Below are 22,438 nucleotides of genomic sequence, written 5' to 3'. Positions count from 1 at the left end.
TTACTGATGTGTTGACCATCGACCGCCTCCGCGTCCTGCACGCCATCCGCAGCCACGGCTCGGTGACCGGCGCCGCCGCCGCCCTGCACGTGACCACCTCCGCGGTGTCCCAGCAGATGGCCAAACTGGAGCGGGAGACCGGCCAGCGGCTGCTGGCGAAGAACGGCCGCGGCGTGCGGCTCACCGACGTCGGGCGGCTGCTGGCCGAGCACGCCGAGCACATCCTGTCCCAGGTCGAGCTGGCCCAGGCCGAGTTGGAGGCGCACCGCGGACAGGCCGTCGGCGAACTGCTGCTCGGCGCGTTCGCCACCGCCTCCCGCGGGCTGCTGCCGCGGGCGCTGGCCGCGCTGCGCGTCGACCATCCCCGGCTCCGCGTCCGGCTGACCGAGACCGAACCGGCGGAGGCCGTGGCCGACCTGCTGCGCGGCGACCTCGACCTGGCCGTGGTGCAGGACTGGTACAACCGCCCGCTCGGCCTCCCCTCCGGACTGTCCCGGGCGCCGCTGTGCGACGACGTCGCCGACATCGCGATGCCCGCCGACCACCCGCTGGCCGGCCGGGACGAGGTGGACCTGGAGGACTTCGCCGAGGACCCCTGGGTCTCCTGGCCGCCCGGCGCCGTATGCCACGAGTGGCTGATGTTCACGCTGCGCCGCAAGGGCATCGAGCCGTACATCGCGCACACCGCCGCCGAACAGCACACCCAGCTCGCCCTCATCGCCGCCGGCCTCGGCGTCACCGTGGCGCCCCGGCTGGGCCGCGACCCGGTGCCGGCGGGCGTCGCCCTGGTCCCGGTGCGGCAGCCGATCACCCGCCACGTCTACGCCGTCTGGCGCGAGGACGCGGGCCGTCGGCCCGCCCTGAGCGCGGCCGTCGCCGCGCTCCGCGCCGCGGCCCCGACCGGCTGAGGCCGGGCCCAGCCGGACGCTGGCCCGCGGCGCGTGCCGGGTGGCCCCCGGTCGACCGGGGCCGGGGGAGGAGCACCGTCCGCCACCTCACGGCCCGACGGCGCCCATGGGCGCTAGGGGGAGGCCGGCGCACCGTCGGGAACCGGGGGATACCCCAGCTCCCACGGCAGCTCGTACCGGGCGAACAACTCGCCCCGCAGCCGGCAGTGCGGCATCGGCGCCCCGGGCAGCAACTGGGCCACCACGGCGCCCATCAACAGCGCCCGCAACATCGGGTAGTCGGTGTCCGGATCGCGCGAGCCGTGCCGCACCACCGTCTCCCGCAACAGCGCCGCCAGCCGCTGCTGCTCGACGCACTGGATGAAGCCCTCCTGCTGTAGCATCCCCGCCATGTGCGCCCGCATCAGCGTGGGGCGTTCCCTGGCCACCCCGAGGATCGCGTCGATGGCCCGGGCCAGCAGCTCCTGTCCGGCCCCGGGCCCGGTGGGGCGCGGCTCCCGGTCCAGCGCCTCGGCGAGGGTCAGGTGCATCAGCCGGTGCACCGCGGACTGCAGCAGCTGGCGCTTCCCCGGGAAGTAGTACGAGATCAGGCCCCGTGCGGCGCCCGCCCGGTCGGCGATGTCGCCCAGCGTCGTGGCCTCGTAGCCGCGCTCCGAGACGAGGTCGACGGTCGCCTGGAGCAGTCGCTGCCGGGAACGTCGCCGCAACTCTTCATTGACGGATGCGCTGCGAGGGGACATGCTGGACTCCCGCGTTGACTGGCTCCCAGCCAATATACTCAGCTGGCGCCCACGATCCGCCCTGGCCCGGACCGTTCCGGCCGGTGGTGCGTGGCCCGGCCGGCGGCGGTTTCGGGCGGAGCGGGGGACCGCCCGAAACCACCGCCGGGCCGGGCCGGTACGCGCGTCCGCGAGTGGCCTCAGCCGACCAGGTCCAGGACAGGACGCAGGCCCGCGGGCCGCGCGTCGACCGGCAGATGCTCGACGAGCCGCACCGCACAGCCCAACGCGGCCGCCCCGCCGTCGGCCGTCGCGTCGTCACCGACCATCAGCACCTCCTCCGGCGGCAGCCCGAGCACCGCACAGCCGAGGCGGAACAGCCGGGGGTCGGGCTTCTGCACCCCGTGTTCGAAGGACAGCGCGTAGCCGGCGACGTGCCGGTCCAGCTCGTGCGCCCGGAACACCGGGCGCAGATCCCAGCCGATGTTGCTGACCACGGCCACGGCCACGCCGCGCCCCGCCAGCCCACGCAGCACCTGGGCCGTATCCGGGTAGGGGTGCCACGCGGCCGGTTCGCGGTGCCGGTCGTACAGGGCGTCGTACAGGTCGGGGCGCGGCAGCGGCACCCGGCGCGCCAGGCCGGTGTACAGCGCGCGGTGCCGGGCGGCGTCCCGGTCCCGTTCCTGCCACAACCGCACCAGCCCGGCCGGGAGCGACCGTGGCGCCGACCCGCCCGGGAGCGCGCCCGCCGCCTCCAGCGCCGCCGCGTTCCGGGCGAGTTCCGCGGCGGACATCGCCACCCCCGCCCGGTCCAGCACGGTGCGCAGCCACGATTCGGCGGACTCGATCCGCATCAGGGTCCCGGAGAAATCGAACAGCACGCCCTTGGCCATGGCACGATCCTGCCCGCCGGCCGGCGGGCGGCGCCAGTACGCGCCGGGGGGTCAGCAGCCGAGCGCGCTCAGCCCGGGGGCGAACGCCACCAGCAGCGGCACGGCCGGGATCGCCGCGGCCGCCGCGGTCATCCGCACCCGGCGCGCCGTCGGCAGCCGCCGGCCCGGCGCCAGCAGCCGGCTGACCCGCTGGGGCACCAGCGCCCGGGTCCCCGCGGGGTCGCCGAACACCCCGCGGCCCTCGTTCAGCCCGACCAGCGCCAGCGCGGTGGTGAGCCGGCCGACCCGCCGGGACGCGGCGTCGTCGGCCGCGAGCTCCACCAACCGGTCCACCTGCTGACGGAACGCCGCGAACACCGGCACCCGCGGGAACCCGGCGGCCAACGCCCCGGCGCAGTAGCGCAGCCAGTGGTGCCGGGCGCGCGCGTGCCCCTGCTCGTGGGCGAGCACCGCGTCCAACTGCCGGGGCTCCAGGCGGCGCAGCGCGGCCGTGGTGATGACCAGCCGCGGGGTGTGACCCGCCAGAAGCCAGGCGTCGGGGCGCGCGTCCTCCAACACCACCAGGCGCCCGCCGGACTCCTCCTCGCCGGGCAGCCGCGGTACCCGGGCCAGCAGCTCCGCGCGCCGCCGGCGCCGGATCGCCCGCGCGGCGCGCACCTCGCGGCTGAGCATGACGGCCGTCCACAGGCCACCGCAGGCCAGCAGGCCCGCCAGGGTCGCCGCCCAGCGCTCGCCGTCGGGATGCAGCGCGTACGCCTCGACGACCTCCTGCGGAGCGGGGGCGAACACCTGCCCGCGCACCTCGTGCCAGCCCGCGGCGCCGGACAGCGCCATCGCCAGCACGCAGCACAGCAACACCGCCGCCACCACGCACTGCCACACCCACAGGGCCAGCACCGGCTCCCGCTCGGCCCAGCTGCCGCGGGCCAGCATCCGGGGAGCGAGCAGCGCCGTGCACCCGCCGAGCACCAGCAACGCGAGGGCGATCACCATGACCACAGCCTAGATCCCACCCGCCGGGCGCCGGCCGGGGAGGGCCTGCGGTCACAGGGTGACCAGCATGGCCAGCGTTCCCAGGCCCAGTGCCAGCCGGCACGCCGCCACCACCTCGGGCGCCCGCGGCGGCCGGCCCGCACCGGGCGGTCCCGGGGGCGGTCCGCCGCCCGCCGGCACCAGCCGGGGCGCCGTGCCCGTCAGCAGGTACATCGCCAGGTACACCAGGAGCAGCGCGGTCAGCGGCGGCAGACCCGCCGACGCGTGACCGCCCCCCGCCGCCGCGACCGTCATGGCCAGCGCCGCGTAGACCATGGCCAGCGACTCCAGCACGTGATGCGCCCGTTGCGCGCCCCCCGCGCCCGGCAGCACGGCCACCCACGCCGCGACGCCCGTGAAGAACGCCGCGAAGCCCGCCGACACGGACACCGACGCGAACGAACCGTGGGCGACCGGCACTCCGGGCACCGCCATCGCCGCCATGCCGAGCCCCATCGCGCCGTCCGCGACCGCCGACGGCCGTCCCGATCCCGGACCCCCGGCCGCCCAGCCCAGGCAGTACCCGCCGGTGCCGGCGCACAGCGCCACCAGCAGCCAGCCCACCAGCTCAGGACCGTGCCACACCCCGACCTCCCCGCACCGCCTCCGGGGAGACTTCCCGCGCGGCCCGCCGTCGCCCGCCGCCGCGGGGAGCGCACGGTTGCGTGGGGAGCGCGGGCGCGCGGGCGTCGCGCCGGAGGCGTTACGATCCCGAGTCATGACGGTGAGGACCGCGGCGACGGGCATCAGCTTCCGCGTCGCCACCGAGGTGGACGTGCCCGCGCTGGTCGAGCTCGTCGAGTCGGCCTATCGCGGCGACACCAGCCGGGTCGGCTGGACCACGGAGGCCGATCTGCTGGACGGGCAGCGCACCGACCCGGAGGAGGTGCGCGCGGTGATCGCGGCCCCCGGCAGCCTGCTGCTGGTCGCCGAGCGGAGTGCCGAACTGCTCGCCTGTTGCCAGCTGGAGCGCCTGCCGGAACCGGCGGCGGCCGCGTACTTCGGGATGTTCGCCGTGCGCCCCGAGCTGCAGGGCACCGGCGTGGGCCGGCTGGTGCTGGCCGAGGCCGAGCGCCGCGCCCGCGCCGACTGGGGCGCCGCGGAGATGCGGATGAAGGTCATCTCCGCCCGCGAGGACCTCATCGCCTGGTACGTGCGACGCGGCTACCGCCGCACCGGAGAGATCTCCCCGTTCCCGTACGGTGACGAGCGCTTCGGCATCCCGCTCCGCGGGGACCTGCGGTTCGAACTGCTCGTCAGGGACCTCGCCGGGTCAGCCGGCTGACGGAGCGTCCCCGGCCGCCTGGTCCCTGACCGCCCGCACGATCGCGGGCGAGTCGGTCACCACGCCGTCCAGTCCCAGCTCACGCACCCGGGCCAGGTCCGCGTCGGTGTTCACGGTCCAGCTGATCACCCGGATCCCGGCCGCGTGGCAGCGGCCGACGACGTCCTCGTCCAGGTGGACCAGCTCGCAGGACACCAGGCCCGCGCCCAGCTCCCGGGCGCGCTCCGGCGCGGTGTCCGTCGACTCCTGGGTGACCAGGCCCACCGGCACGTCGGGCAGTTCCTGCCGGAACTCGCGCAGCGCGTCGTCGTGGAACGAGATGACGGTGACGCGCTCGGCGAGCCCGGCCCGGTCCCGGATGACCCCGGCCAGCACCCGGGCCGCCGCGCGGTCCTTGATCTCCGCCTGCAGCGAGGTGCCGACCGCCTCCACCACCTCGGTGAACACCGGGATCCGCTCGCCCTGCCCGGCGTCCAGCGCGCGGAGCTCCGACAGGGTCAGGTCGCTGATCGACCCCGTGCCGTCGGTGGTCCGGTCCACCTCCGCGTCGTGCATGACCACGAGCGCGCCGTCCTTGCTCAGGTGCAGGTCGAGCTCGATGACGTCCAGGCCCTCGCGCTCGGCCCGGCGGAAGGAGCGCAGCGTGTTCTCCGGCTCCACGCTCATCAGGCCGCGGTGTCCAACGGTCAGCATCGGCATGCCGCCAACCCTAGGCCCTGCGTCGGAGCCCCGGTCCGCCGGCTCCGCCGTCCCTCCCCGGTCCGGTTGATCAAAGAAACTTCGCCAGCTACCGTGATCGTACGCAAGGAACTCCTGCGAAGGGCGGATAATGACGGAAACTCTTGCGTCCGCAGCGCACGACGAGAGAATCACCACGAGCGACAGCGTCACCGGACACCCGGCGTGGGCGGAGCTCAAGAGCGCCGTGGCGGCCATCCGCCCCGCCCAGTCCAAGGACGGTTCGATCGACTTCGAGGCCGACGGCGCCCCGCCCCGCGAGTCGGTGCGGCGGGAGGTGGAACGCGCCATCGCGGCCGTCCGCCGGCTGGCGCCGCTGCTGCCGCACGACGAGGCGTATCACCAGGCGCTGGAGAGCGACCTGCGGCGCTGGGCCGACGACGGCTTCGGGGTGCCGGACTTCCTGGACTCCCTGATGGCCTTCCAGCCCGCGCGGGCCCGCGCGGACGGCCGCCAGCACCTCGTCGTCTTCCCGATGTACACCCAGAACGGCAACCCGGACCGGAACCTCGAGGCCGTCGTGCTCCGGGTCGTCTGGCCCGAGTGGCTCGCCGAACTGGAGCGCACCCGCTACGACAACCCGATGTTCCTCGGCATCACCTTCGAGGACTTCACGGACGGCTACGACACCCATTCGGCCGTGCTCTTCCCGGAGACCATCGCCGTCCGCAAGGCCCCCGACCGCTTCACCTGGGGCGGCATCTTCTGCGACCGCGAGGCCGCCCGCTTCCGCCGCGTGGTCGGCGCCGCCTGCGAGGTCACCAGCCTCGGCCTGCCCGAGGAGGCCCACGGCCTGCTGACCGACCAGCAGCGCAGCCAACAGGCGTTCGTGCTGTGGGACATGATCCACGACCGGACGCACAGCCACGGTGACCTGCCGTTCGACCCGTTCATGATCAAACAGCGGCAGCCGTTCTGGATGTACGGCCTGGAGGAGCTGCGCTGCGACCTCACCGCCTTCCACGAGGCCGGCCGCCTGGCCGCGGACGGCGTCCCGCAGGGCCGCGACGTGCAGTACGCCGTGCTCCTCGAACGCCTCTTCCGCTTCCCGGTCACCGGTGCGCGCAACCGCAACTACGACGGCCTGGGCGGCCAGTTGCTCTTCGCCTACCTCCACCAGCACGACGCGCTCCGCTGGCGGGACAACAGGCTGACCATCGACTGGCAGCGGGCCCGCGAGACCACGGCGCGACTCCGCGAGGAGATCGAGACCCTCTACCGCCAGGGCATCGACCGACCGAAGCTCGTGCACTGGCTCAAGGCCTACGAACTGGTCTCCCGCTACCTGGCCCCGCACCCCGGCTCCACCTGGGCCAAGGGCCCCGACGCGCTGGACCTCGACCAGCCGCCGCGCAAACTGGTGGACGCCGTGCTCCCCGACGAGTTCCCCCTGAGCCTGTTCTACGAGGCGCTGGCGAAGAAGCTCCGCTCCGTGATCGAATCCACCCGGGGCATCACCGCCGCCACCCCCGCCCCGCAGGTGGCCTGAGCGCGACCCCAGATCCGCGGGACGACGCAGCGACGAACGAGGAGGTGACGACCATGAGCACCCCGTCTCCTGGTCGAGGAAGCGGCAACGGCAACGGCGGCCCGCTGGACGGCGCGGTCGTCGCGGTGGCCGGCGCCGGCGGCCCGGCCGGGCACGCCACGCTGCTGCGGCTGGCCGAGGCGGGCGCCACGGTCGTCGCCGCGGACGCCGACGCCGAACGGCTGGCCCAGGGCGTGGACGCCGCCCGCTTCGCCCACGGCGGCGCCACCGTCACCGGTGACACCGTCGACCTCCTGCACCTCGGCGCGGCGCAGGAGTGGGCCGCCCGGATCGAGAAGGACCTCGGCCGCGTCGACGGCCTGGTGCACCTGGTCGGCGGCTGGCGCGGCTCCGCCTCCTTCGGCGAGACCGACCTGGCCGACTGGGACGCCCTGCACGACCTGCTGGTGCGCACCGTGCAGCACACCTCGCTGGCCTTCGAGGGGCCGCTGCGACGCTCGGGGAACGGCCGCTACGTGCTGGTCAGTGCGGCCGGCGCGGCCCGCCCGACGGCCGGCAACGCGGCCTACGCCGCGGCCAAGTCGGCCGCCGAGGCCTGGACCCTCGCGCTCGCCGACGGCTTCCGCATGGCCGCCCCCGACGGCCCGCCGCCGGCCGCCGCCATCATCCTGATCGTCAAGGCCCTGGTCCACGACGCGCTGCGGGCCGAGCGGCCCAACGCCAGGTTCGCCGGCTTCACCGACGTCCGAGACCTGGCCGACGCCGCCTGCCAGTTGTGGAGCAGGTCCGCAGAAGAGGTGAACGGAACCCGACTGTGGCTCACCCCCCAGCCATGACCCCAGAACCGACCGACGCCCGCCGCCGCCACGACCCGACCGTCCGCGGCTTCGCCAGCGACAACTACGCCGGCGTGCACCCGGAGGTGCTCGCCGCCCTGGCCCTGGCCAACGGCGGCCACCAGCCGGCGTACGGCGGCGACGACTACACCGCCCATCTCCAGCAGGTCTTCCGCGCCCACCTCGGCCCGCACGCCGACGTCTACCCGGTGTTCAACGGCACCGGCGCCAACGTCGTCGCCCTCCAGGCGCTCACCGACCGGCGCGGCGCGGTCATCACCGCCGACACCGCGCACATCCACACCGACGAGTGCGGCGCACCCGAACGCGTCGGCGGGCTGAAGCTGCTCCCCGTGCCCACCCCGGACGGCAAGCTCACACCCGACCTCATCGACCGCGAGGCGTTCGGCTGGGACGACGAGCACCGGGCCACCCCCCAGGTGGTCTCCCTCACCCAGAGCACCGAACTGGGCACCTGCTACACCCCCGACGAGATACGCGCCGTCTGCGAGCACGCCCACGAGCGCGGCATGACCGTGCACCTCGACGGCGCCCGGATCGCCAACGCCGCCGCCTCGCTCGACGTGCCGCTCCGCGCCTTCACCACGGACGCCGGCGTCGACGTGCTGTCCTTCGGCGGCACCAAGAACGGCATGCTCTTCGGCGAGGCCGTCGTGGTGCTCAACCCGGACGCCGTCTCCGCGATGCTCCACCTCCGCAAGCTGTCCATGCAGCTCGCCGCCAAGATGCGCTTCGTGGCCGTCCAGTTCGAGGCGCTGCTCGCCGGCGATCTGTGGCTGCGCGGCGCGCGCCACGCCAACGCCATGGCCGCCCGCCTGGCCGAGGGCGTGCGCACCGTGCCGGGTGTGGAGATCCGCTACCTGGTCCAGGCCAACGCCGTGTTCGCCCGGCTGCCCCACGAGGCGGGGGAGCGGCTGCGCAAGCGCCACCGCTTCTACTTCTGGGACGAGGCCGCCGGCGAGGTGCGGTGGATGTGCTCCTTCGACACCACCGAGGCGGACGTGGACGGCTTCGTCGCCGCGCTGCGCGAGGAGATGGCCCGCTAGACCCGACCCGTCGCCCCGGCCGGCTACCTCGCCGGCTCCGGGGGAGGCGCGGTGCCGCCCAGATGGGCCGGCAACCACCAGGCGTCCTCCGACCCCTGCGGCCGCCCCGGATAGGCGCGCTGCGCCGCCTCCAGCAGCTCCTGCACCCGCCCGCGCAGCCGCCCGGTGAGCGACTCCGCCGGCTCCGCGGGATCCGCGGCCAGCGGCGCGCCCACCCGTATCGTGATCGGCACGTGCCGGCGGCGCAGGTCCCGCGGCCGGTCCTTGGTCCACAGCCGCTGGCTGCCCCACAGCGCGACCGGGAGCAGCGGCACCCCGGCCTGCTGGGCCATCCGCGCCGCCCCCGACTTGAACGGCGCCAGCGTGAACGAGGGCGAGATGGTCGCCTCGGGGAAGACGCCCACCACCTCGCCCGCGCGCAGCGCCTTCACCGCCTGCCGGAACGCGCCCTCGCCCCGCGCGCGGTCCACCGGGATGTGCCGCATCCCGCGCATCAGGGGCCCGGAGACGCGGTTCCGGAACACCGACTCCTTCGCCATGAACCGCACCAGGCGCCGGGCCGGTCGGGCGGCGAACCCGGCGAAGACGAAGTCGAGGTACCCGATGTGGTTGCTGGCCAGCACGGCACCACCGCGGCGCGGCACGTGCTCGGCGCCCCGGACGTCGAAGCGCAGGTCCAGCGCCCGGAACAGGGTCCGGGCGGCGGCGATGACCGGCGGGTACACCAGTTCTGGCATGGTGGGCACGCTCCTGACGGCTGCGGACGGCGGAGGCTACCCTTCCGTAACTTCCCGCGTTTCCGGATCGTGCCCACCCTGAGCGCGGGAATGCGCGCACGCCCCGGCGCGCTGCACCGGGCGACCCCGTCCACGCCGTCGGCGCCCGCCGCGGCGGACGAGCGGGACGCGGGGAAGACCAGGAACGGAGGCGAGGATGCGGGACGAACCGGCCGCGACCCCGGTGGCGGCCGAGACGCTGGGCGTCGAGCGGCTGGGGGAGCGGGCCACGCTCGTGCAGTTCTCGACCGCCTTCTGCCAGCCCTGCCGCGCCACCCGCCGCGTGCTGTCCGAGGTGGCCGCCCTGGTCGAGGGCGTGGCGCACGTCGAGATCGACGCCGAGTCCCGCCTCGACGTGGTGCGCGCCCTGGGCGTCACCGCCACCCCCACCGTCCTGGTCCTGGACGCGACCGGGAGCGTGGTGCGTCGCGCCACCGGACAGCCGCGCCGCGCCGACGTGATCGCCGCCCTCGGCGCCACACTGACCGGCTGACCGGCCTGGTCCGGGTCCTCGACCCCGCCGAATTCGCGCGATGATACGCACGTAGGCAATGTCACAGTGCGACATTCTTGTCCGCGGGGCATACCCTTGGGTGTACTGGCGAGTAACTATCCGGGATGATCTTCGGACACCCCGAGTACGGACCGATAGTGGTAGGAGAGCCGGCGTGAGCGTGAAAATCGTTGTCTGTGTGAAGTACGTGCCCGACGCCACCGGCGACCGGCGCTTCACGGCGGACCTGACCACCGACCGCGAGGCGGTGGACGGCCTGCTGTCCGAGCTCGACGAGTACGCCGTCGAGCAGGCGCTGCGCATCGCGGAGGACCGCCGGCAGGACGGCGAGGAGGCCGAGGTCGTGGTGCTGACCGTCGGACCGGAGGACGCGAACGACGCGCTGCGCAAGGCCCTGTCCATGGGCGCGGACCGCGCCGTCCACGTCGAGGACGACGCGCTGCACGGCACCGACGCCCTCGGCACCTCCCTGGTGCTGGCCAAGGCCATCGAGCACACCGGCTACGACCTGGTCATGTGCGGCATGGCCTCCACCGACGGCACCATGGGCGTGCTGCCCGCGATGCTCGCCGAGCGCCTCGGCGTCCCCCAGGCGACGCTGCTGTCCGAGCTCTCCGTCGCCGACGGCGCGGTCACCGGCCGCCGCGACGGCGACGCCGCCAGCGAGCGGGTGCGCGCCGCGCTGCCGGCCGTGGTCTCCGTCACCGACCAGTCGGGCGAGGCCCGTTACCCCTCCTTCAAGGGGATCATGGCCGCCAAGAAGAAGCCGGTGGAGACGCTCGACCTGGAGGATCTCGAGATCGAGGCGGAGGAGGTCGGCCTCGAGGGGGCCCGCACCGCCGTCGCCTCGGCCACCGAGCGCCCCCCGCGGACCGCGGGCGAGATCATCACGGACGAGGGCGAGGGCGGCAAGCGCCTGGCCGCCTTCCTGGCCGAGCGCAAGTTCGTCTGAGCGCCCGACCCGCACCGTCCCCCTCCCGACACCCACCCCTCGCAGGAGCGCGATCCCATGGCTGAAGTCCTCGTGTACGTCGACCACGTGGACGGCGACGTCCGCAAGCCCACGCTGGAACTGCTCACCCTCGCCCGCCGCCTCGGCGACCCCGTCGCGGTCCACCTGGGCGTCGGCGCCACCGCCGCCGCCGAGGTGCTCGCCGCGCACGGCGCCGTCCGGGTGCTGGCCGCCGACGCCGCCGAGTTCGCCGACTACCTGGTGGCGCCCAAGGTGGACGCGCTGCAGGCCGCCGTCGCCGCCGTGTCCCCTGAGGCCGTGCTGCTGCCGTCCTCCGCCGAGGCCAAGGAGATCGCCGCCCGCCTCGCCGTCAGGATCGGCTCCGGCATCATCACCGACGCCGTCGACGTGACGGCCGGCGACGACGGCCCGGTCGCCACCCAGTCGGTGTTCGCCGCCGCGTTCACCACCACCTCGCGGGTGACCCAGGGCACCCCGGTCATCACCGTGAAGCCCAACTCCGTCACCCCCGAGGCCGCCTCCGCCGCCGGCACCCTGGAGACCCTCGACGTCTCCTTCGGGCCGCTGGCCACCGGCACCCGCGTCGTCTCCCGCAGCCCGCGGGAGTCCACCGGACGGCCGGAGCTCACCGAGGCCGCGATCGTCGTCTCCGGCGGCCGAGGCGTCAACGGGGCGGAGAACTTCGCCCTCATCGAGGCCCTCGCCGACTCGCTCGGCGCCGCGGTCGGCGCCTCCCGCGCCGCCGTGGACGCCGGCTGGTACCCCCACACCAGCCAGGTGGGCCAGACCGGCAAGACGGTCTCCCCGCAGCTCTACCTCGCGGTGGGCATCTCCGGCGCCATCCAGCACCGCGCCGGCATGCAGACCTCGAAGACCATCGTGGCGGTCAACAAGGACGCCGAGGCGCCGATCTTCGAGCTCGTCGACTACGGCGTCGTCGGCGACCTCTTCGACGTGGTGCCCGCGCTGACCGAGGAGGTCAGGGCCCGCAAGGGCTGACCCCGCCCCGGCGCCCGCCGACCCCGGTCAGGTGACCGCGGCGGGCGCCGTGCCGCGCCGCCGGCGCACCGCGCCCCGCCGTCGCCGACCGGGCGTCGGCTCCTCCGTCCGCGCCGGCGCCGCCCGGCTCGCCAGGCGGTCCGCCACGTGCCCGGCCGGCACCGGCGGCGGGCCGCTGCCGTCGTCCAGCCGCGGGCCGCCCAGGAGCAGGCCGGCGACCAGGATCTGGTACTGATCCATCATGTCCTCCGAAGTGCGGATATGTGCGGATGTTTCTCCGCTGCACACGAGCCTCCGGCAACCGCATGACGCGACCTTTGCCCACCCGTCAATCCTGCGTGGCCGTTTGGCCCGACCCCGTGAACACCGGATGACCGCCCCGCCCGTTGTGTTTCGTCCGGACCCCGGTTAGCGTCTCTGACCAGGAGACTTCAACGGAATGTTGAGCTCGGCGAGCGGAGGAGCGAGCGGATGCCGCGACGCGACGGCGTGTCCACCAGCCTCCCGCCCACGGTCACCGACCGCCTCGCCGTCGCCCTCGCCCCCGTCGACGCCGCGCGGGCGCGCCGCTACCCCGGGCCCTCCGCCACCCGACAGCCGGTCCACACCGTCTACGTCCCCGCCGACGCCCTCACCGCCGACACGCCCCGCACCTGGGGCGAACGAGCCCTCGCCCTGCTGGACCGGCACGCCCCCGACGCCGCCGCCCTGGCCGCCGTGCTCGGCCTCCCCGACGACCGCGTCGCCCACGCCGTGCACGCCCGGGTGCGGGCCAAGCTCGCCACCGAGCCCGTGGAGGACCTGCGCATCGACTTCGAGGACGGCTACGGCGTCCGCCCCGACGCCGAGGAGGACGCCGCCGCGGCCCGCGCCGCCCGCATCGCCGCCGGGGCGCACCAGCGCGGCACCGCGCCCCCGTTCCTCGGCATCCGCATGAAGAGCCTCGAGCCGGACGTCCGCGACCGCGGCATCCGCACCCTGGACGTCTTCCTCACCACCCTGCTCGCCGCCGGACCACCGCCCGACGGGCTCCGCCTCACCCTCCCCAAGGTCAGCCACCCCGAGCAGGTCGCCGCCATGGCCCTGCTCTGCGCGGAGTTCGAACGGGCCGCCGGACTCGCCCCCGGGCGCATCGGCTTCGAGATCCAGATCGAGACCCCCCAGGCGGTCCTCGACCCGGACGGCCGCGCCACCGTCGCCCGGATGATCGACGCCGCCCCCGACCGGATCACCGGCCTGCACTTCGGCACCTACGACTACACCGCCGACTGCCAGATCGGCCCCGCCCACCAGTCCCTGGACCACCCCGCCGCCGACCACGCCAAGGCGGTCGTCCAGGTCGCCGCGGCCGGCACCGGGATCCAGCTCTCCGACGGCTCGACCAACGTCCTCCCCACCGGCCCCGCCGACCGGATCCACGACGCCTGGCGGCTGCACCACCGACTGGTCCGCCGCTCCCTCGCCCGCGCCTACTACCAGGGCTGGGACCTGCACCCCGGCCAGCTCCCCACCCGCTACGCCGCCGTCTACGCCTTCTACCGCGAGGCGCTGGAGCCCGCCGCCGCCCGCCTGTCCCGCTACGCCCGCCGCGTCACCGACGACATCCTCGACGAGCCCGCCACCGCCCGGTCCCTCAGCGGCCTCCTGCTGCGCGGGCGCGAGTGCGGCGCACTCGACGCGGCCGAGGTGACCCGGCTCAGCGGCCTCGACGACGCCGGGCTGGCCACCCTCGCCGGCCGCCGTGCGCCGTAGCGCCCCGCCAACCGACTGGACAATCCCGACCCTCACGGATCAGGCTTCCTGACCATGACCACGCACCTCGTCGCCGCCATCGACATCGGCGGCACCAAGATCGCGGGCGCCCTGGTGGACGCCGGCGGCGAACTGCTTCACCGCGTCCAGCGCCCGACCCCCGCCGGCGAGAGCGGGGAGCAGGTGCTGCGCGCCGCCACCGACGTCGTCAGCGGCCTGACCGCACACCCGCTGTGGTCCCGGGTGGGGGCCGTCGGCATCGGCAGCGCCGGACCCGTCGACGCGCGCAGCGGAACCGTCAGCCCCGTCAACATCCCCGGCTGGCGCGACTTCCCCCTCGTCGCCGGGATCCGCGAGACCACAGGAGCGCTACCCGTCACCCTCGTCGGCGACGGCGCCGCCATCGCCGCCGGCGAACACTGGCGCGGAGCCGCCCAGGGCCGCGACAACGCCCTGTGCATGGTCGTCTCCACCGGCGTCGGCGGCGGGCTCATCCTCGACGGCCGGCTCCGGCCCGGCCCCACCGGCAACGCCGGCCACATCGGCCACATCAGCGTCGACCTCGACGGAGACCTCTGCCCCTGCGGCGGACGCGGCTGCGTGGAGCGCATCGCCAGCGGCACCAACATCGCCCGCTACGCCCTGGACGCGGGCTGGCGCCCGGCCACCGCCGACGGCGACACCAGCGCCGCCGGTGTGGCCGCCGCCGCCCGGGACGGACACCCGGTGGCGCTGGCCGCCTTCACCAGATCCGCCCGCGCGCTGGCCGCCGGCATCGCCGCCACGGCGTCCCTGGTGGAGCTCGAGACCGTGGTCGTCGGCGGCGGTGTGAGCCAGTCCGGCGACGTCCTCTTCACGCCGCTGCGGGCCGCCCTGCGGGAGTTCGCGACCCTCCCCTTCGTCCGGAACCTCGAGGTCGTGCCGGCCCGACTGGGCACCGACGCGGGACTCGTCGGCGCGGCGGCCGCCTGCTGGAGCGAGTCGGACACGTTTCTGGCACGGGGTGCAGCGGGCACCTGACACACGGGCGAACGAAGGAGGGGGATCGGTGATCATCTGGCTCAACGGCGCGTTCGGGTCCGGCAAGACCACGGCCGCGCAGGAGCTGCTCGACCTGGTGCCGGGCAGCGCGCTCTACGACCCGGAACTCGTCGGTGCCGGGCTGCGGATGATGCTGTCCAAGGAGCGCCTGGCGCAGGTCGACGACTACCAGGACCTGCCGTCCTGGCGGCGGCTGGTGGTGGACACCGCCGCCGCGCTGCTGGCGGAGATGCCGGGGCCGCTGGTGGTGCCGATGACCCTGCTGCGCCAGGAGTACCGGGACGAGATCTTCGGCGGCCTCGCGGCCCGTCAGATCGCTACCCAGCACCTCCTGCTGCACGTTGAAGAAACGTTCCTTCGCGAGCGGATCGGTCGGCGCGCCGTGGTGGACGGCGAGGCGACCCGCGCCTGGCGTCTCGGCCACCTGCCGCACTACGCGGCCGCGTTGCCGTGGTTGACCGAGGACGCCCACACGGTGGACGCCTCCCGGCTGACCCCACGCCAGACCGCCGAACAGCTCGCGGACGCGGTCCGCAGCGGCGTCGGCACCTGCGACATCGTGCAGACCCCGGCACCGCGCGCCGAGACCCTGGCCGCCGGCGTGCTGCTGTTCGACGACCGGGACCGGGTGCTGCTGGTCGACCCGACCTACAAGCCCGGCTGGGAGTTCCCCGGCGGCGTGGTCGAGGCGGGGGAGCCGCCGGCGCGGGCGGCGGTCCGCGAGGTGGCCGAGGAACTGGGCCTGCACCTGACGCACGAGCCGGCGCTGCTCATCGTGGACTGGGAGCCGCCGCGCCCGCCTCGCTTCGGCGGGCTGCGGCTGCTGTTCGACGGCGGCCGGCTGGAGGCGGAGCGGGTGCGGGAGGTGCTGTTGCCCGGTGCCGAACTCCGGGGCTGGCGCTTCGCCGGCGAGAAGGAGGCCGAGAGCCTGCTCTCGCCCGGCCGGTTCGCCCGGCTGCGCTGGGCCCTGCGGGCGCGTGCGGAGGGGCGCCCGCTGAACCTGGAGGCCGGCATCCCGGTCGGGGCCTGAACCACGGCGACCCACGGCGACCCACCGCGACCGGCGCCGGCCGGATCCGGTCGTGCCACCCGGCCGACGCCGTCGCGTGCGCCGGCCGGGTCTCCGTCGCCGGCTCGGGTCAGCGGCGCGCGGACGCCGCGTAGCGCTGCAGGAAACGGGCCTCGGCCACCGACATCCGGGCGAGTTCGTCCGGCGAGACGCTCTCGTCCACCGCGTGGATCCGGGCCTCCGGTTCGCTCAGGCCGATGAGCAGGATCTCCGCCCGCGGATACAGCCCACCGAGCGTGCTGGTGAGCGGGATGGAACCGCCCTGCCCCACCACCGCCATCGACGCGCCGTCGTACGCCTCGCGCATCGCCTCCGCCATCGCGCCGTACGCCGGGCTGCCGGTGTCCGCCCGGAACGCCTGGCCCTCGCCCGCCGGTTCCACCGTCACCCGGGCGCCCCACGGGGCTCGGGACCGCAGGTGCGCGGCGAGCAGCCGCCCCGCCTCGCCCGCGTCGACGCCCGGCGGCACCCGCAGGCTCACCAGCGCTCGCGCGCTCGCCTGCACCGAGGGCGTGGCACCCACCACCGGTGGGCAGTCGATGCCCAACACGGTGACCGAGGGCCGCGCCCACACCCGGTCGGCGACCTCGCCCGAGCCGACCAGTCGCACCCCGTCCAGCACCCGGGCGTCCGCCCGGAACGCGTCCTCGGGATACGGCGTGCCCGCCCACGTCCCGGCCGGGTCCAGACCCTCGACGGCCGGCCCGCCGTCCTGGTCGGTCAGCGAGTCCAGCACCCGGATCAGCGCGGCCAGCGCGTCCGGCGCGGCCCCGCCGAACGCGCCGGAGTGCAGGTTGCCCTCCAGCGTGTCCACCCGCACCCGGCACGCCACCATGCCGCGCAGCACGGCCGTCACCGTGGGCTGACCCGCCCGCACGTTCCCGGTGTCGCCGATCACCACGGCGTCCGCCGCCAGCAGTTCGGGATGCGACTCGGCGTACCGCTCGAGCCCTCCGGTGCCCTGCTCCTCCGAGCCCTCGACGATGACCTTCACTCCGACCGGGACGCCGCCGTGCTCCCGCAGCGCGCGCAGCGCCAACAGGTGCATGAGCACGCCGCCCTTGCAGTCCGCCGCGCCCCGGCCGTACCAGCGGCCGTCCCGCTCGGTCAGCACGAACGGCGGCGAGGTCCAGTCGGCCGGGTCCAGCGGTGGCTGCACGTCGTAGTGCGCGTACAGCAGCACCGTCGGCGCGCCCGCCGGTCCCGGCAGATGCCCGTAGACCGACTGACTGCCGTCGGGCGTGTCCAGCAGCGCCACGTCCGAGAATCCCTCGGCGCGCAGGGCCGCGGCGATCCACTCGGCGGCGGCCGCGCACTCGCTCGCCGGGAACTGCAGGGGATCCGCCACCGAACGGAACGCCACCAGCTCCGCCAGCTCCCTACGGGCCCGGGGCATGAGCGCGGCGACGGCGTCGGTGATCGCGGCGGCCGGACTCGTCTGCTGCATGGAACGCTCCTCCTGCGGCCCGCGGCGCGGGCCGGTGAACATCTGTGCGGACAGGGGTGCTGGCGATGATCCCACAACAGTCGTGCCGGGCGGCCGTGACCGCCCCCGGCCCGGCCCGTGGCGGACGGCTTAGGATGCGGTCTCGGTGACCAGGCACGACACGCGACGGGGAGCGACAGCACATCGTGAGTAGCCACAGCAGCGCCAACGAGGGCGGGAACGAAGAGGTGTGGGACGTCGTCGTGGTGGGTGCCGGGCCCGCGGGGGCGTCCGCGGCCCGCGCGGCGGCCGAGGCCGGCCGGAGCGTGCTGCTGCTGGAGAAGGCTGACCTGCCGCGTTACAAGACCTGTGGCGGCGGCATCATCGGGCCGTCCCGCGACGCGCTGCCGCCCGGCTTCGAACTCCCGCTGCGCGACCGGGTGCACGCGGTGACGTTCTCCCACAACGGCCGCATGGCCCGCACCCGGCGCTCCAAGCACATGCTGTTCGGCCTGGTCAACCGCACCGACTTCGACCAGCGGTTGGCCGAGGCCGCCGTCGCGGCGGGCGCCCGGCTGCGCACCGGCGTCGCCGTCTCCCGGGTCGAGCAGCACGGCCCGGCCGTCCCCGACCGGCGCACCGTGGCCGTCGTGCTCGCCGACGGCTCGACGGTGCTGGCCCACGCGGTGGTCGGCGCGGACGGCAGCGCCAGCCGGATAGCGGCCCACGTCGGGGTGCGCCTCGACCAGGTCGACCTGGGCCTCGAGGCCGAGATCCCGGTGCCGCCCGAGGTCGCCGAGGACTGGGCGGGGCGGGTGCTGATCGACTGGGGCCCGCTGCCCGGCTCCTACGGCTGGGTCTTCCCGAAGGGGGACACCCTCACCGTCGGCGTCATCTCGGCCCGCGGCGAGGGCGCGGCCACCAAGCGGTACCTGGAGGACTTCACGGCGCGCCTCGGCCTGTCCGGCTTCACCCCCACCGTCTCCTCGGGCCACCTCACCCGCTGCCGCACCGACGACTCGCCGCTCTCCCGGGGACGCGTGCTGGTGTGTGGCGACGCCGCCGGGCTGCTGGAGCCGTGGACCCGGGAGGGCATCTCGTTCGCCCTGCGCTCCGGACGGCTCGCCGGCCAGTGGGCCGCCCGCATCGCGGAGGCCGGTGACGCCGTGGACGCCCGCCGCCAGGCGCTGAACTACACCTTCGCCATCAAGGCCGGCCTCGGCGTCGAGATGGGCGTGGGGCGGCGCATGCTGGCGCTCTTCCGCAGCCGACCCCGGATGCTGCACGCCACCATGATCGGGGTCCGCCCGGCGTGGAGCATCTTCACCCAGATCACCCGCGGCTCCACCACCCTCGCCGGCGTCGTCCGCACCCACCCCCTGGCCCGCAGGGCCCTGGCGGTCCTGGACCGGCCCTCGGCCAAGGACGCGGAACGGGAGCCGCGGAAGGCCGGCCGGGGTCCCGACGCCCAGGACACCAGCGCCGGCTCGGGAAGCAGCGTCGGAGCCTGACGCGACGCCCGGCGGCCCACCCGGCTACTGCGCCGGGAGTAGGCGCGGGGACGACGCACAGGTGACGCGCCACCGCACCGCCACGGGCTACGTTGACCGACATGACCGAGAGCCCTCCACGCCCGTACCCGGGCGGACCGCCGTGGCGGCGCTGGCTGGCCGGCCCGCCCGCCGCCGCGGGCCTGCCGTGGCTGTCCTCGGCCGCGATCCTGGTGGTCCAGCTGGTCGGCTCGAACTTCGCCGCCCGCGGGCAGACCGACCGCGCCGCCCTGGACGTCTTCGCGCGGGTGCTGCTGGTGCTCGGCCCCGCGTTCCTGCTGCTGCGCCGCCGCCACCCCCCGCTCGCCACCTACGGCACCTGCGCCGTCGCCCTGGTCTACCTCGGCTTCGGCTACCCCTACGGCCCGATCTACGCCGGCGTCGTCGTCGGCGCCTTCAACGCCGTGGTCACCGGCCACCGCTATGCCGCCTGGGGCGCCTTCGGCATGCTCTGGGGCGGGCAGCTGCTGGTCGGCCACTGGCTGTACCGCTGGCTGCCGCCCGATCACGACCAGGCCCTGGGCTGGGGGGCCGACGCCGGGACGGCCGCCTGGGCCGTCGCCGTCCTCGCCGTCTCCGAGCTGCTCCGCGCCCGCCGGGAACAGCTGGCCAGGGAGCGCGAGGAGCGGGAGACGGCCGAGCGGCGCCGCGCCGACGAGGAGCGACTGCGGATCGCCCGCGAACTGCACGACGTGCTCGCCCACAGCATCTCCGTCATCAACGTGCAGGCAGGGGTCGGCCTTGCCCTCCTGGACAGCGACCCCGACCAGGCCCGCAGGGCGCTGACGACCATCAAGGCCGCCAGCAAGGAGGCGCTGGGGGAGGTGCGTCAGGTGCTCGACACGCTCCGCACGCCGGGCGGCGCCGCCCCACGGGCGCCCGCGCCGGGCCTCGCGCGCCTGCCGGAGCTCGCCGCGCAGGCCTCCGGGGCCGGCCTGCGGGTGGAGACCGCGACGGAGGGCACCCCCTCGCCGCTGCCGCCGGGTGCGGACCTGGCCGCGTTCCGCATCGTCCAGGAGGCGCTGACCAACACCGTCCGCCACTCCGGCTCCCGCACCGCACGGGTGCGGCTGCGCTACACGGACGAGGGCCTCGAACTGCGGATCGACGACGACGGCCCGGCCACCGGCGACAGCACCGTCGGCGGCAACGGCCTGGTCGGCATGCGCGAGCGCGCCGCCGCCTTCGGCGGCACGGTCACCGCCGGCCCCCGCGAGGACGGCGGTTTCCGCGTCACCGCCCGGCTGCCGCTGACCCCGCCGGCCGGTGACCCGAACGCAGGCGGTGGCACCGACAGCAGAACCAAGAGCAGCACCGAAACGAACGGGGAGAGCACGTGATCCGGGTACTCCTGGCCGACGATCAGGTCCTGGTGCGGGCCGGCTTCCGCGCCCTGCTGGACGCCCAGCCGGACATCACCGTGGTCGGCGAGGCCGCCGACGGCGAGGAGGCGCTGGTCCAGGTCCGCGAGCACCGACCCGACCTCGTGTTGATGGACATCAGGATGCCGCTGCTCGACGGCCTTGCGGCCACCCGCCGGATCACCGAGGACAGCGGCCTGGACGGCGTCCGGGTGGTGATGCTGACCACCTTCGAGCTCGACGAGTACGTCTTCGAGGCCCTCCGCTCCGGCGCCTCGGGATTCCTGGTCAAGGACACCGAGCCCGACGAACTGCTGCGCGCCGTCCGGGCCGTGGTGGCCGGTGACGCCCTGCTGTCCCCGGGCGTCACCCGGCGCCTCATCGCCGAGTTCGCCGCCCGCTCCAAGGAGCCGGCGGACGCCGCGCTGCTCGCCGAGCTCACCGAGCGCGAGCGTGAGGTGATGGCCCTCGTCGGCATCGGACTGTCCAACGAGGAGATCGCCCGCCGCCTGGTCGTCTCGCCGCTCACCGCCAAGACCCACGTCAGCCGCGCCATGGTCAAGCTCGGCGCTCGGGACCGCGCACAACTGGTCGTCCTCGCCTACGAGTCGGGGCTGGTGCGACCAGGGTGGCTGGGATGAACAATAGATGCGAACGCAATTAATTCCTGCGCAACAAAAGGGCGATCATCTGGTAACGTGCCGCCATGCCCGGGATGAAGGCGGACGACGCGCTCGTGGCGCGGTGGCGGGAGACTCTCTGCCTGCACGCGAGGACCGTCTGCGAACTCGACCGAGCCCTCCAGCCACACGGCCTCGGCGCCAGCGACTTCGAGGTGCTCGACGTGCTCGCGTCGGACCAGGCGGAGGACGGCGGCTGCGCCTTCCGCGTCCAGGAGCTCATCGGCCGGGTCCACCTCAGCCAGAGCGCCCTGTCCCGCCTCGTCGGACGCCTGGAGCGGGAGGGCCTGGTCAGCCGCGCGATGTGCAGCGACGACCGCCGCGGCGTGCGCGTCACCCTCACCGAGGCCGGGCGCCGGCGGCACGAAGAGGCGCTGCCCGCGCAGCGGGCCGTGCTGGCCCGCATGCTGCCGGTCACCTGACCGTCGCCCGCCGACCGCCGCGCCGCGGCACCTCAGACCCCCGAGGTCGTCCGCCACAGCTCGGCCAGCGCGGCGTCCCCGCGGACCGCGAGCCCGTCCGCGAAGCGCCGGCGATTCCACAACGCCAGGTACAGCGCCTCGGCCGGGCCGCTGATCTCGCACTCCACCGGTGTGTCCGCGCCCGCCCGCTCGGCCCGCGGCGGCTCGTCCGAGATCACCACGCGCCAGTGCGCCTCCGGCCGGTCCGTGGCCCGTATCCCGAGCGTGCGCGGCCGCGCACTGCGCACCCGACTCCTCGGCCGGCCGTGGAAACCGGTCAGCAGCTCCGCCACCCCGTCCGCCGCCAGTTCCGCCGGCACCGCCGAAACGGGCGAGCCGGCGGCCAACTCCGCGTCCACCCGGTGCACGGTCGTCTCGTGCGCCTGCCGCCGGGCCCAGAAGTGTCGCGAGGTCGGCGATCCGGGCAGGAACGACCAGCACACCAGGTCCTCGGAAGCCTCCCGCAGAACGGCGAGGAGCGACCGGTGTCCGTCCCGGAACCAGTCGGCCAACTCCCCGTCCGGAACGCGCCCCACGGGCATCGGCAGGGGCTCCCTCCGCCGCTCGCCCACGAACGTGGCCGCCCACCGGTGCACGTTGCCCTGATGCGACACCAGGTCCCGCACCCGCCAGTCGGGGCACGACGGCACGGCCGCCCCGGGCCCGGCCCGCAGCGCCGCGCCGATCAACGCCTCGCCCTCGTCGGCCAGCCGGGCCAGGAAGTCACCCGTCTCCATCCGGTCCTCCTAATTCGTGAGTAGGCGGTTCCAGGCCGACCTCGTCAGGGGCCGCTGGATTGACTGATGTAGACGGGTTTCGCGGTGGCCGCGTGGGCGCCGGATGGACTCCTGAGTTCTCCCGGCCCGCTG

The 22,438-nt window shown here is 75.0% G+C and carries 24 protein-coding genes; 15 read left to right on the top strand and 9 right to left on the bottom strand.

The window, feature by feature from the left end; all coding sequences use genetic code 11:
* Positions 1–8: 8 nt before the first annotated feature.
* Positions 9–908, top strand: coding sequence for a LysR family transcriptional regulator (locus ABGB06_RS36610; RefSeq protein WP_347599006.1), 900 nt, complete (start codon positions 9–11; stop codon positions 906–908).
* A 113-nt stretch (positions 909–1,021) separates the two neighbouring features.
* Here the strand turns inward: ABGB06_RS36610 and ABGB06_RS36605 are convergent, their stop codons facing one another.
* The 4 genes from ABGB06_RS36605 to ABGB06_RS36590 form a co-directional block, all read right to left on the bottom strand.
* The gene (locus tag ABGB06_RS36605) at positions 1,022–1,648 is read right to left on the bottom strand and encodes a helix-turn-helix domain-containing protein (protein WP_347599003.1); all 627 of its coding nucleotides are present in this window, start codon (positions 1,646–1,648) and stop codon (positions 1,022–1,024) included.
* A gap of 179 nt (positions 1,649–1,827) precedes the next feature.
* Entirely contained in the window at positions 1,828–2,520 is a 693-nt protein-coding gene (locus tag ABGB06_RS36600) for an HAD-IA family hydrolase (RefSeq protein WP_347599000.1), read from the bottom strand.
* Positions 2,521–2,571: 51 nt separating this feature from the next.
* Entirely contained in the window at positions 2,572–3,513 is a 942-nt protein-coding gene (locus ABGB06_RS36595) for a M56 family metallopeptidase (RefSeq protein ID WP_347598997.1), read from the bottom strand.
* 51 nt (positions 3,514–3,564) lie between these two features.
* Positions 3,565–4,137: a DUF5134 domain-containing protein gene (locus tag ABGB06_RS36590; RefSeq protein ID WP_347598994.1), complete on the bottom strand. Its 573-nt coding sequence runs from the start codon at positions 4,135–4,137 to the stop codon at positions 3,565–3,567.
* Between the two features lie 133 nt (positions 4,138–4,270).
* Here ABGB06_RS36590 and ABGB06_RS36585 point away from each other — a divergent pair, with 133 nt between their 5' ends.
* Positions 4,271–4,837 (top strand): GNAT family N-acetyltransferase, encoded by a 567-nt coding sequence (locus ABGB06_RS36585; protein WP_347598992.1) that lies wholly within the window; start codon positions 4,271–4,273, stop codon positions 4,835–4,837.
* Here ABGB06_RS36585 and ABGB06_RS36580 read toward each other — a convergent pair.
* Positions 4,826–5,536, bottom strand: coding sequence for a glycerophosphodiester phosphodiesterase family protein (locus tag ABGB06_RS36580; protein WP_347598989.1), 711 nt, complete (start codon positions 5,534–5,536; stop codon positions 4,826–4,828). The two genes, ABGB06_RS36585 and ABGB06_RS36580, sit on opposite strands and share 12 nt — an antisense overlap.
* A gap of 130 nt (positions 5,537–5,666) precedes the next feature.
* On the opposite strand from ABGB06_RS36580, the gene ABGB06_RS36575 reads away from it, so the two are divergent.
* From ABGB06_RS36575 to ABGB06_RS36565, 3 genes are read left to right on the top strand one after another with little or no spacing between them, the layout of a single operon-like run.
* Positions 5,667–7,064 (top strand): DUF6421 family protein, encoded by a 1,398-nt coding sequence (locus tag ABGB06_RS36575; RefSeq protein WP_347598987.1) that lies wholly within the window; start codon positions 5,667–5,669, stop codon positions 7,062–7,064.
* 53 nt (positions 7,065–7,117) lie between these two features.
* A complete protein-coding gene (locus ABGB06_RS36570) occupies positions 7,118–7,900 on the top strand; it encodes an SDR family NAD(P)-dependent oxidoreductase (protein ID WP_347598984.1) in 783 nt (260 codons plus the stop codon).
* On the top strand, positions 7,897–8,967 hold the full coding sequence (locus ABGB06_RS36565) for a low specificity L-threonine aldolase (protein WP_347598981.1): 1,071 nt from the start codon (positions 7,897–7,899) through the stop codon (positions 8,965–8,967). Before ABGB06_RS36570 ends, ABGB06_RS36565 begins: the two co-directional genes overlap by 4 nt.
* Positions 8,968–8,990: 23 nt before the next feature.
* On the opposite strand, the gene ABGB06_RS36560 is transcribed toward ABGB06_RS36565, so the two are convergent.
* Positions 8,991–9,704, bottom strand: coding sequence for a lysophospholipid acyltransferase family protein (locus ABGB06_RS36560; RefSeq protein WP_347598978.1), 714 nt, complete (start codon positions 9,702–9,704; stop codon positions 8,991–8,993).
* A 196-nt stretch (positions 9,705–9,900) separates the two neighbouring features.
* Here ABGB06_RS36560 and ABGB06_RS36555 point away from each other — a divergent pair, with 196 nt between their 5' ends.
* The 3 genes from ABGB06_RS36555 to ABGB06_RS36545 all read left to right on the top strand — a co-directional run bounded on the left by ABGB06_RS36555 (position 9,901) and on the right by ABGB06_RS36545 (position 12,229).
* Entirely contained in the window at positions 9,901–10,236 is a 336-nt protein-coding gene (locus tag ABGB06_RS36555; protein WP_347598975.1) for a thioredoxin family protein, read from the top strand.
* 175 nt (positions 10,237–10,411) lie between these two features.
* Entirely contained in the window at positions 10,412–11,209 is a 798-nt protein-coding gene (locus tag ABGB06_RS36550; RefSeq protein ID WP_347598972.1) for an electron transfer flavoprotein subunit beta/FixA family protein, read from the top strand.
* Positions 11,210–11,266: 57 nt separating this feature from the next.
* Positions 11,267–12,229 carry an electron transfer flavoprotein subunit alpha/FixB family protein gene (locus ABGB06_RS36545; RefSeq protein ID WP_347598969.1) on the top strand — a complete coding sequence of 321 codons (963 nt, stop codon included), beginning with the start codon at positions 11,267–11,269 and terminating at the stop codon, positions 12,227–12,229.
* Between the two features lie 27 nt (positions 12,230–12,256).
* On the opposite strand, the gene ABGB06_RS36540 is transcribed toward ABGB06_RS36545, so the two are convergent.
* Entirely contained in the window at positions 12,257–12,469 is a 213-nt protein-coding gene (locus tag ABGB06_RS36540; protein ID WP_347598966.1) for a hypothetical protein, read from the bottom strand.
* A 231-nt stretch (positions 12,470–12,700) separates the two neighbouring features.
* Between ABGB06_RS36540 and ABGB06_RS36535 the strand changes: the two genes are divergently transcribed.
* The 3 genes from ABGB06_RS36535 to ABGB06_RS36525 are packed head-to-tail and all read left to right on the top strand — an operon-like array spanning position 12,701 to position 16,052.
* Positions 12,701–13,981 carry an aldolase/citrate lyase family protein gene (locus tag ABGB06_RS36535; RefSeq protein WP_347598963.1) on the top strand — a complete coding sequence of 427 codons (1,281 nt, stop codon included), beginning with the start codon at positions 12,701–12,703 and terminating at the stop codon, positions 13,979–13,981.
* A gap of 54 nt (positions 13,982–14,035) precedes the next feature.
* A complete protein-coding gene (locus ABGB06_RS36530) occupies positions 14,036–15,001 on the top strand; it encodes an ROK family protein (RefSeq protein ID WP_347598960.1) in 966 nt (321 codons plus the stop codon).
* 28 nt (positions 15,002–15,029) lie between these two features.
* Positions 15,030–16,052, top strand: coding sequence for an NUDIX domain-containing protein (locus ABGB06_RS36525; RefSeq protein WP_347598957.1), 1,023 nt, complete (start codon positions 15,030–15,032; stop codon positions 16,050–16,052).
* A gap of 109 nt (positions 16,053–16,161) precedes the next feature.
* Here the strand turns inward: ABGB06_RS36525 and ABGB06_RS36520 are convergent, their stop codons facing one another.
* Positions 16,162–17,538, bottom strand: a complete 1,377-nt coding sequence (locus ABGB06_RS36520) for a dipeptidase (protein WP_347598954.1) — start codon at positions 17,536–17,538, stop codon at positions 16,162–16,164.
* Positions 17,539–17,723: 185 nt separating this feature from the next.
* Here ABGB06_RS36520 and ABGB06_RS36515 point away from each other — a divergent pair, with 185 nt between their 5' ends.
* From ABGB06_RS36515 to ABGB06_RS36500, 4 genes are all read left to right on the top strand, one after another.
* Complete coding sequence (locus ABGB06_RS36515) at positions 17,724–19,028, top strand: geranylgeranyl reductase family protein (protein ID WP_347598951.1); 1,305 nt, start codon at positions 17,724–17,726, stop codon at positions 19,026–19,028.
* A 101-nt stretch (positions 19,029–19,129) separates the two neighbouring features.
* Positions 19,130–20,407, top strand: coding sequence for a sensor histidine kinase (locus ABGB06_RS36510; RefSeq protein WP_347598948.1), 1,278 nt, complete (start codon positions 19,130–19,132; stop codon positions 20,405–20,407).
* Positions 20,404–21,069, top strand: coding sequence for a response regulator transcription factor (locus ABGB06_RS36505; protein ID WP_347598945.1), 666 nt, complete (start codon positions 20,404–20,406; stop codon positions 21,067–21,069). The genes ABGB06_RS36510 and ABGB06_RS36505 overlap by 4 nt, the downstream gene beginning before the upstream one ends.
* A 65-nt stretch (positions 21,070–21,134) precedes the next feature.
* Positions 21,135–21,530 (top strand): MarR family transcriptional regulator, encoded by a 396-nt coding sequence (locus tag ABGB06_RS36500; RefSeq protein WP_347598942.1) that lies wholly within the window; start codon positions 21,135–21,137, stop codon positions 21,528–21,530.
* A gap of 32 nt (positions 21,531–21,562) precedes the next feature.
* On the opposite strand, the gene ABGB06_RS36495 is transcribed toward ABGB06_RS36500, so the two are convergent.
* Positions 21,563–22,306: a maleylpyruvate isomerase family mycothiol-dependent enzyme gene (locus ABGB06_RS36495; RefSeq protein ID WP_347598939.1), complete on the bottom strand. Its 744-nt coding sequence runs from the start codon at positions 22,304–22,306 to the stop codon at positions 21,563–21,565.
* Positions 22,307–22,438 lie beyond the last annotated feature (132 nt).

Source organism: Streptomyces sp. B6B3, from assembly GCF_039871525.1.
Classification (GTDB): Bacteria; Actinomycetota; Actinomycetes; order Streptomycetales; family Streptomycetaceae; genus Streptomyces.
The sequence above is the reverse complement of the archived record's forward strand: the minus strand, read 5'-3'. Positions and strand labels throughout refer to the sequence as shown.

Excerpts from the sequence above, each read along its gene's own strand:
- ABGB06_RS36605 (WP_347599003.1), bottom strand. The coding sequence starts at position 1,648 with ATGTCCCCTCGCAGCGCATCCGTCAATGAAGAGTTGCGGCGACGTTCC.
- ABGB06_RS36600 (WP_347599000.1), bottom strand. The coding sequence starts at position 2,520 with ATGGCCAAGGGCGTGCTGTTCGATTTCTCCGGGACCCTGATGCGGATC.
- ABGB06_RS36595 (WP_347598997.1), bottom strand. The coding sequence starts at position 3,513 with ATGGTGATCGCCCTCGCGTTGCTGGTGCTCGGCGGGTGCACGGCGCTG.
- ABGB06_RS36585 (WP_347598992.1), top strand. The coding sequence starts at position 4,271 with ATGACGGTGAGGACCGCGGCGACGGGCATCAGCTTCCGCGTCGCCACC.
- ABGB06_RS36580 (WP_347598989.1), bottom strand. The coding sequence starts at position 5,536 with ATGCCGATGCTGACCGTTGGACACCGCGGCCTGATGAGCGTGGAGCCG.
- ABGB06_RS36575 (WP_347598987.1), top strand. The coding sequence starts at position 5,667 with ATGACGGAAACTCTTGCGTCCGCAGCGCACGACGAGAGAATCACCACG.
- ABGB06_RS36570 (WP_347598984.1), top strand. The coding sequence starts at position 7,118 with ATGAGCACCCCGTCTCCTGGTCGAGGAAGCGGCAACGGCAACGGCGGC.
- ABGB06_RS36565 (WP_347598981.1), top strand. The coding sequence starts at position 7,897 with ATGACCCCAGAACCGACCGACGCCCGCCGCCGCCACGACCCGACCGTC.
- ABGB06_RS36560 (WP_347598978.1), bottom strand. The coding sequence starts at position 9,704 with ATGCCAGAACTGGTGTACCCGCCGGTCATCGCCGCCGCCCGGACCCTG.
- ABGB06_RS36555 (WP_347598975.1), top strand. The coding sequence starts at position 9,901 with ATGCGGGACGAACCGGCCGCGACCCCGGTGGCGGCCGAGACGCTGGGC.
- ABGB06_RS36545 (WP_347598969.1), top strand. The coding sequence starts at position 11,267 with ATGGCTGAAGTCCTCGTGTACGTCGACCACGTGGACGGCGACGTCCGC.
- ABGB06_RS36540 (WP_347598966.1), bottom strand. The coding sequence starts at position 12,469 with ATGGATCAGTACCAGATCCTGGTCGCCGGCCTGCTCCTGGGCGGCCCG.
- ABGB06_RS36535 (WP_347598963.1), top strand. The coding sequence starts at position 12,701 with ATGCCGCGACGCGACGGCGTGTCCACCAGCCTCCCGCCCACGGTCACC.
- ABGB06_RS36530 (WP_347598960.1), top strand. The coding sequence starts at position 14,036 with ATGACCACGCACCTCGTCGCCGCCATCGACATCGGCGGCACCAAGATC.
- ABGB06_RS36520 (WP_347598954.1), bottom strand. The coding sequence starts at position 17,538 with ATGCAGCAGACGAGTCCGGCCGCCGCGATCACCGACGCCGTCGCCGCG.
- ABGB06_RS36510 (WP_347598948.1), top strand. The coding sequence starts at position 19,130 with ATGACCGAGAGCCCTCCACGCCCGTACCCGGGCGGACCGCCGTGGCGG.
- ABGB06_RS36500 (WP_347598942.1), top strand. The coding sequence starts at position 21,135 with ATGCCCGGGATGAAGGCGGACGACGCGCTCGTGGCGCGGTGGCGGGAG.
- ABGB06_RS36495 (WP_347598939.1), bottom strand. The coding sequence starts at position 22,306 with ATGGAGACGGGTGACTTCCTGGCCCGGCTGGCCGACGAGGGCGAGGCG.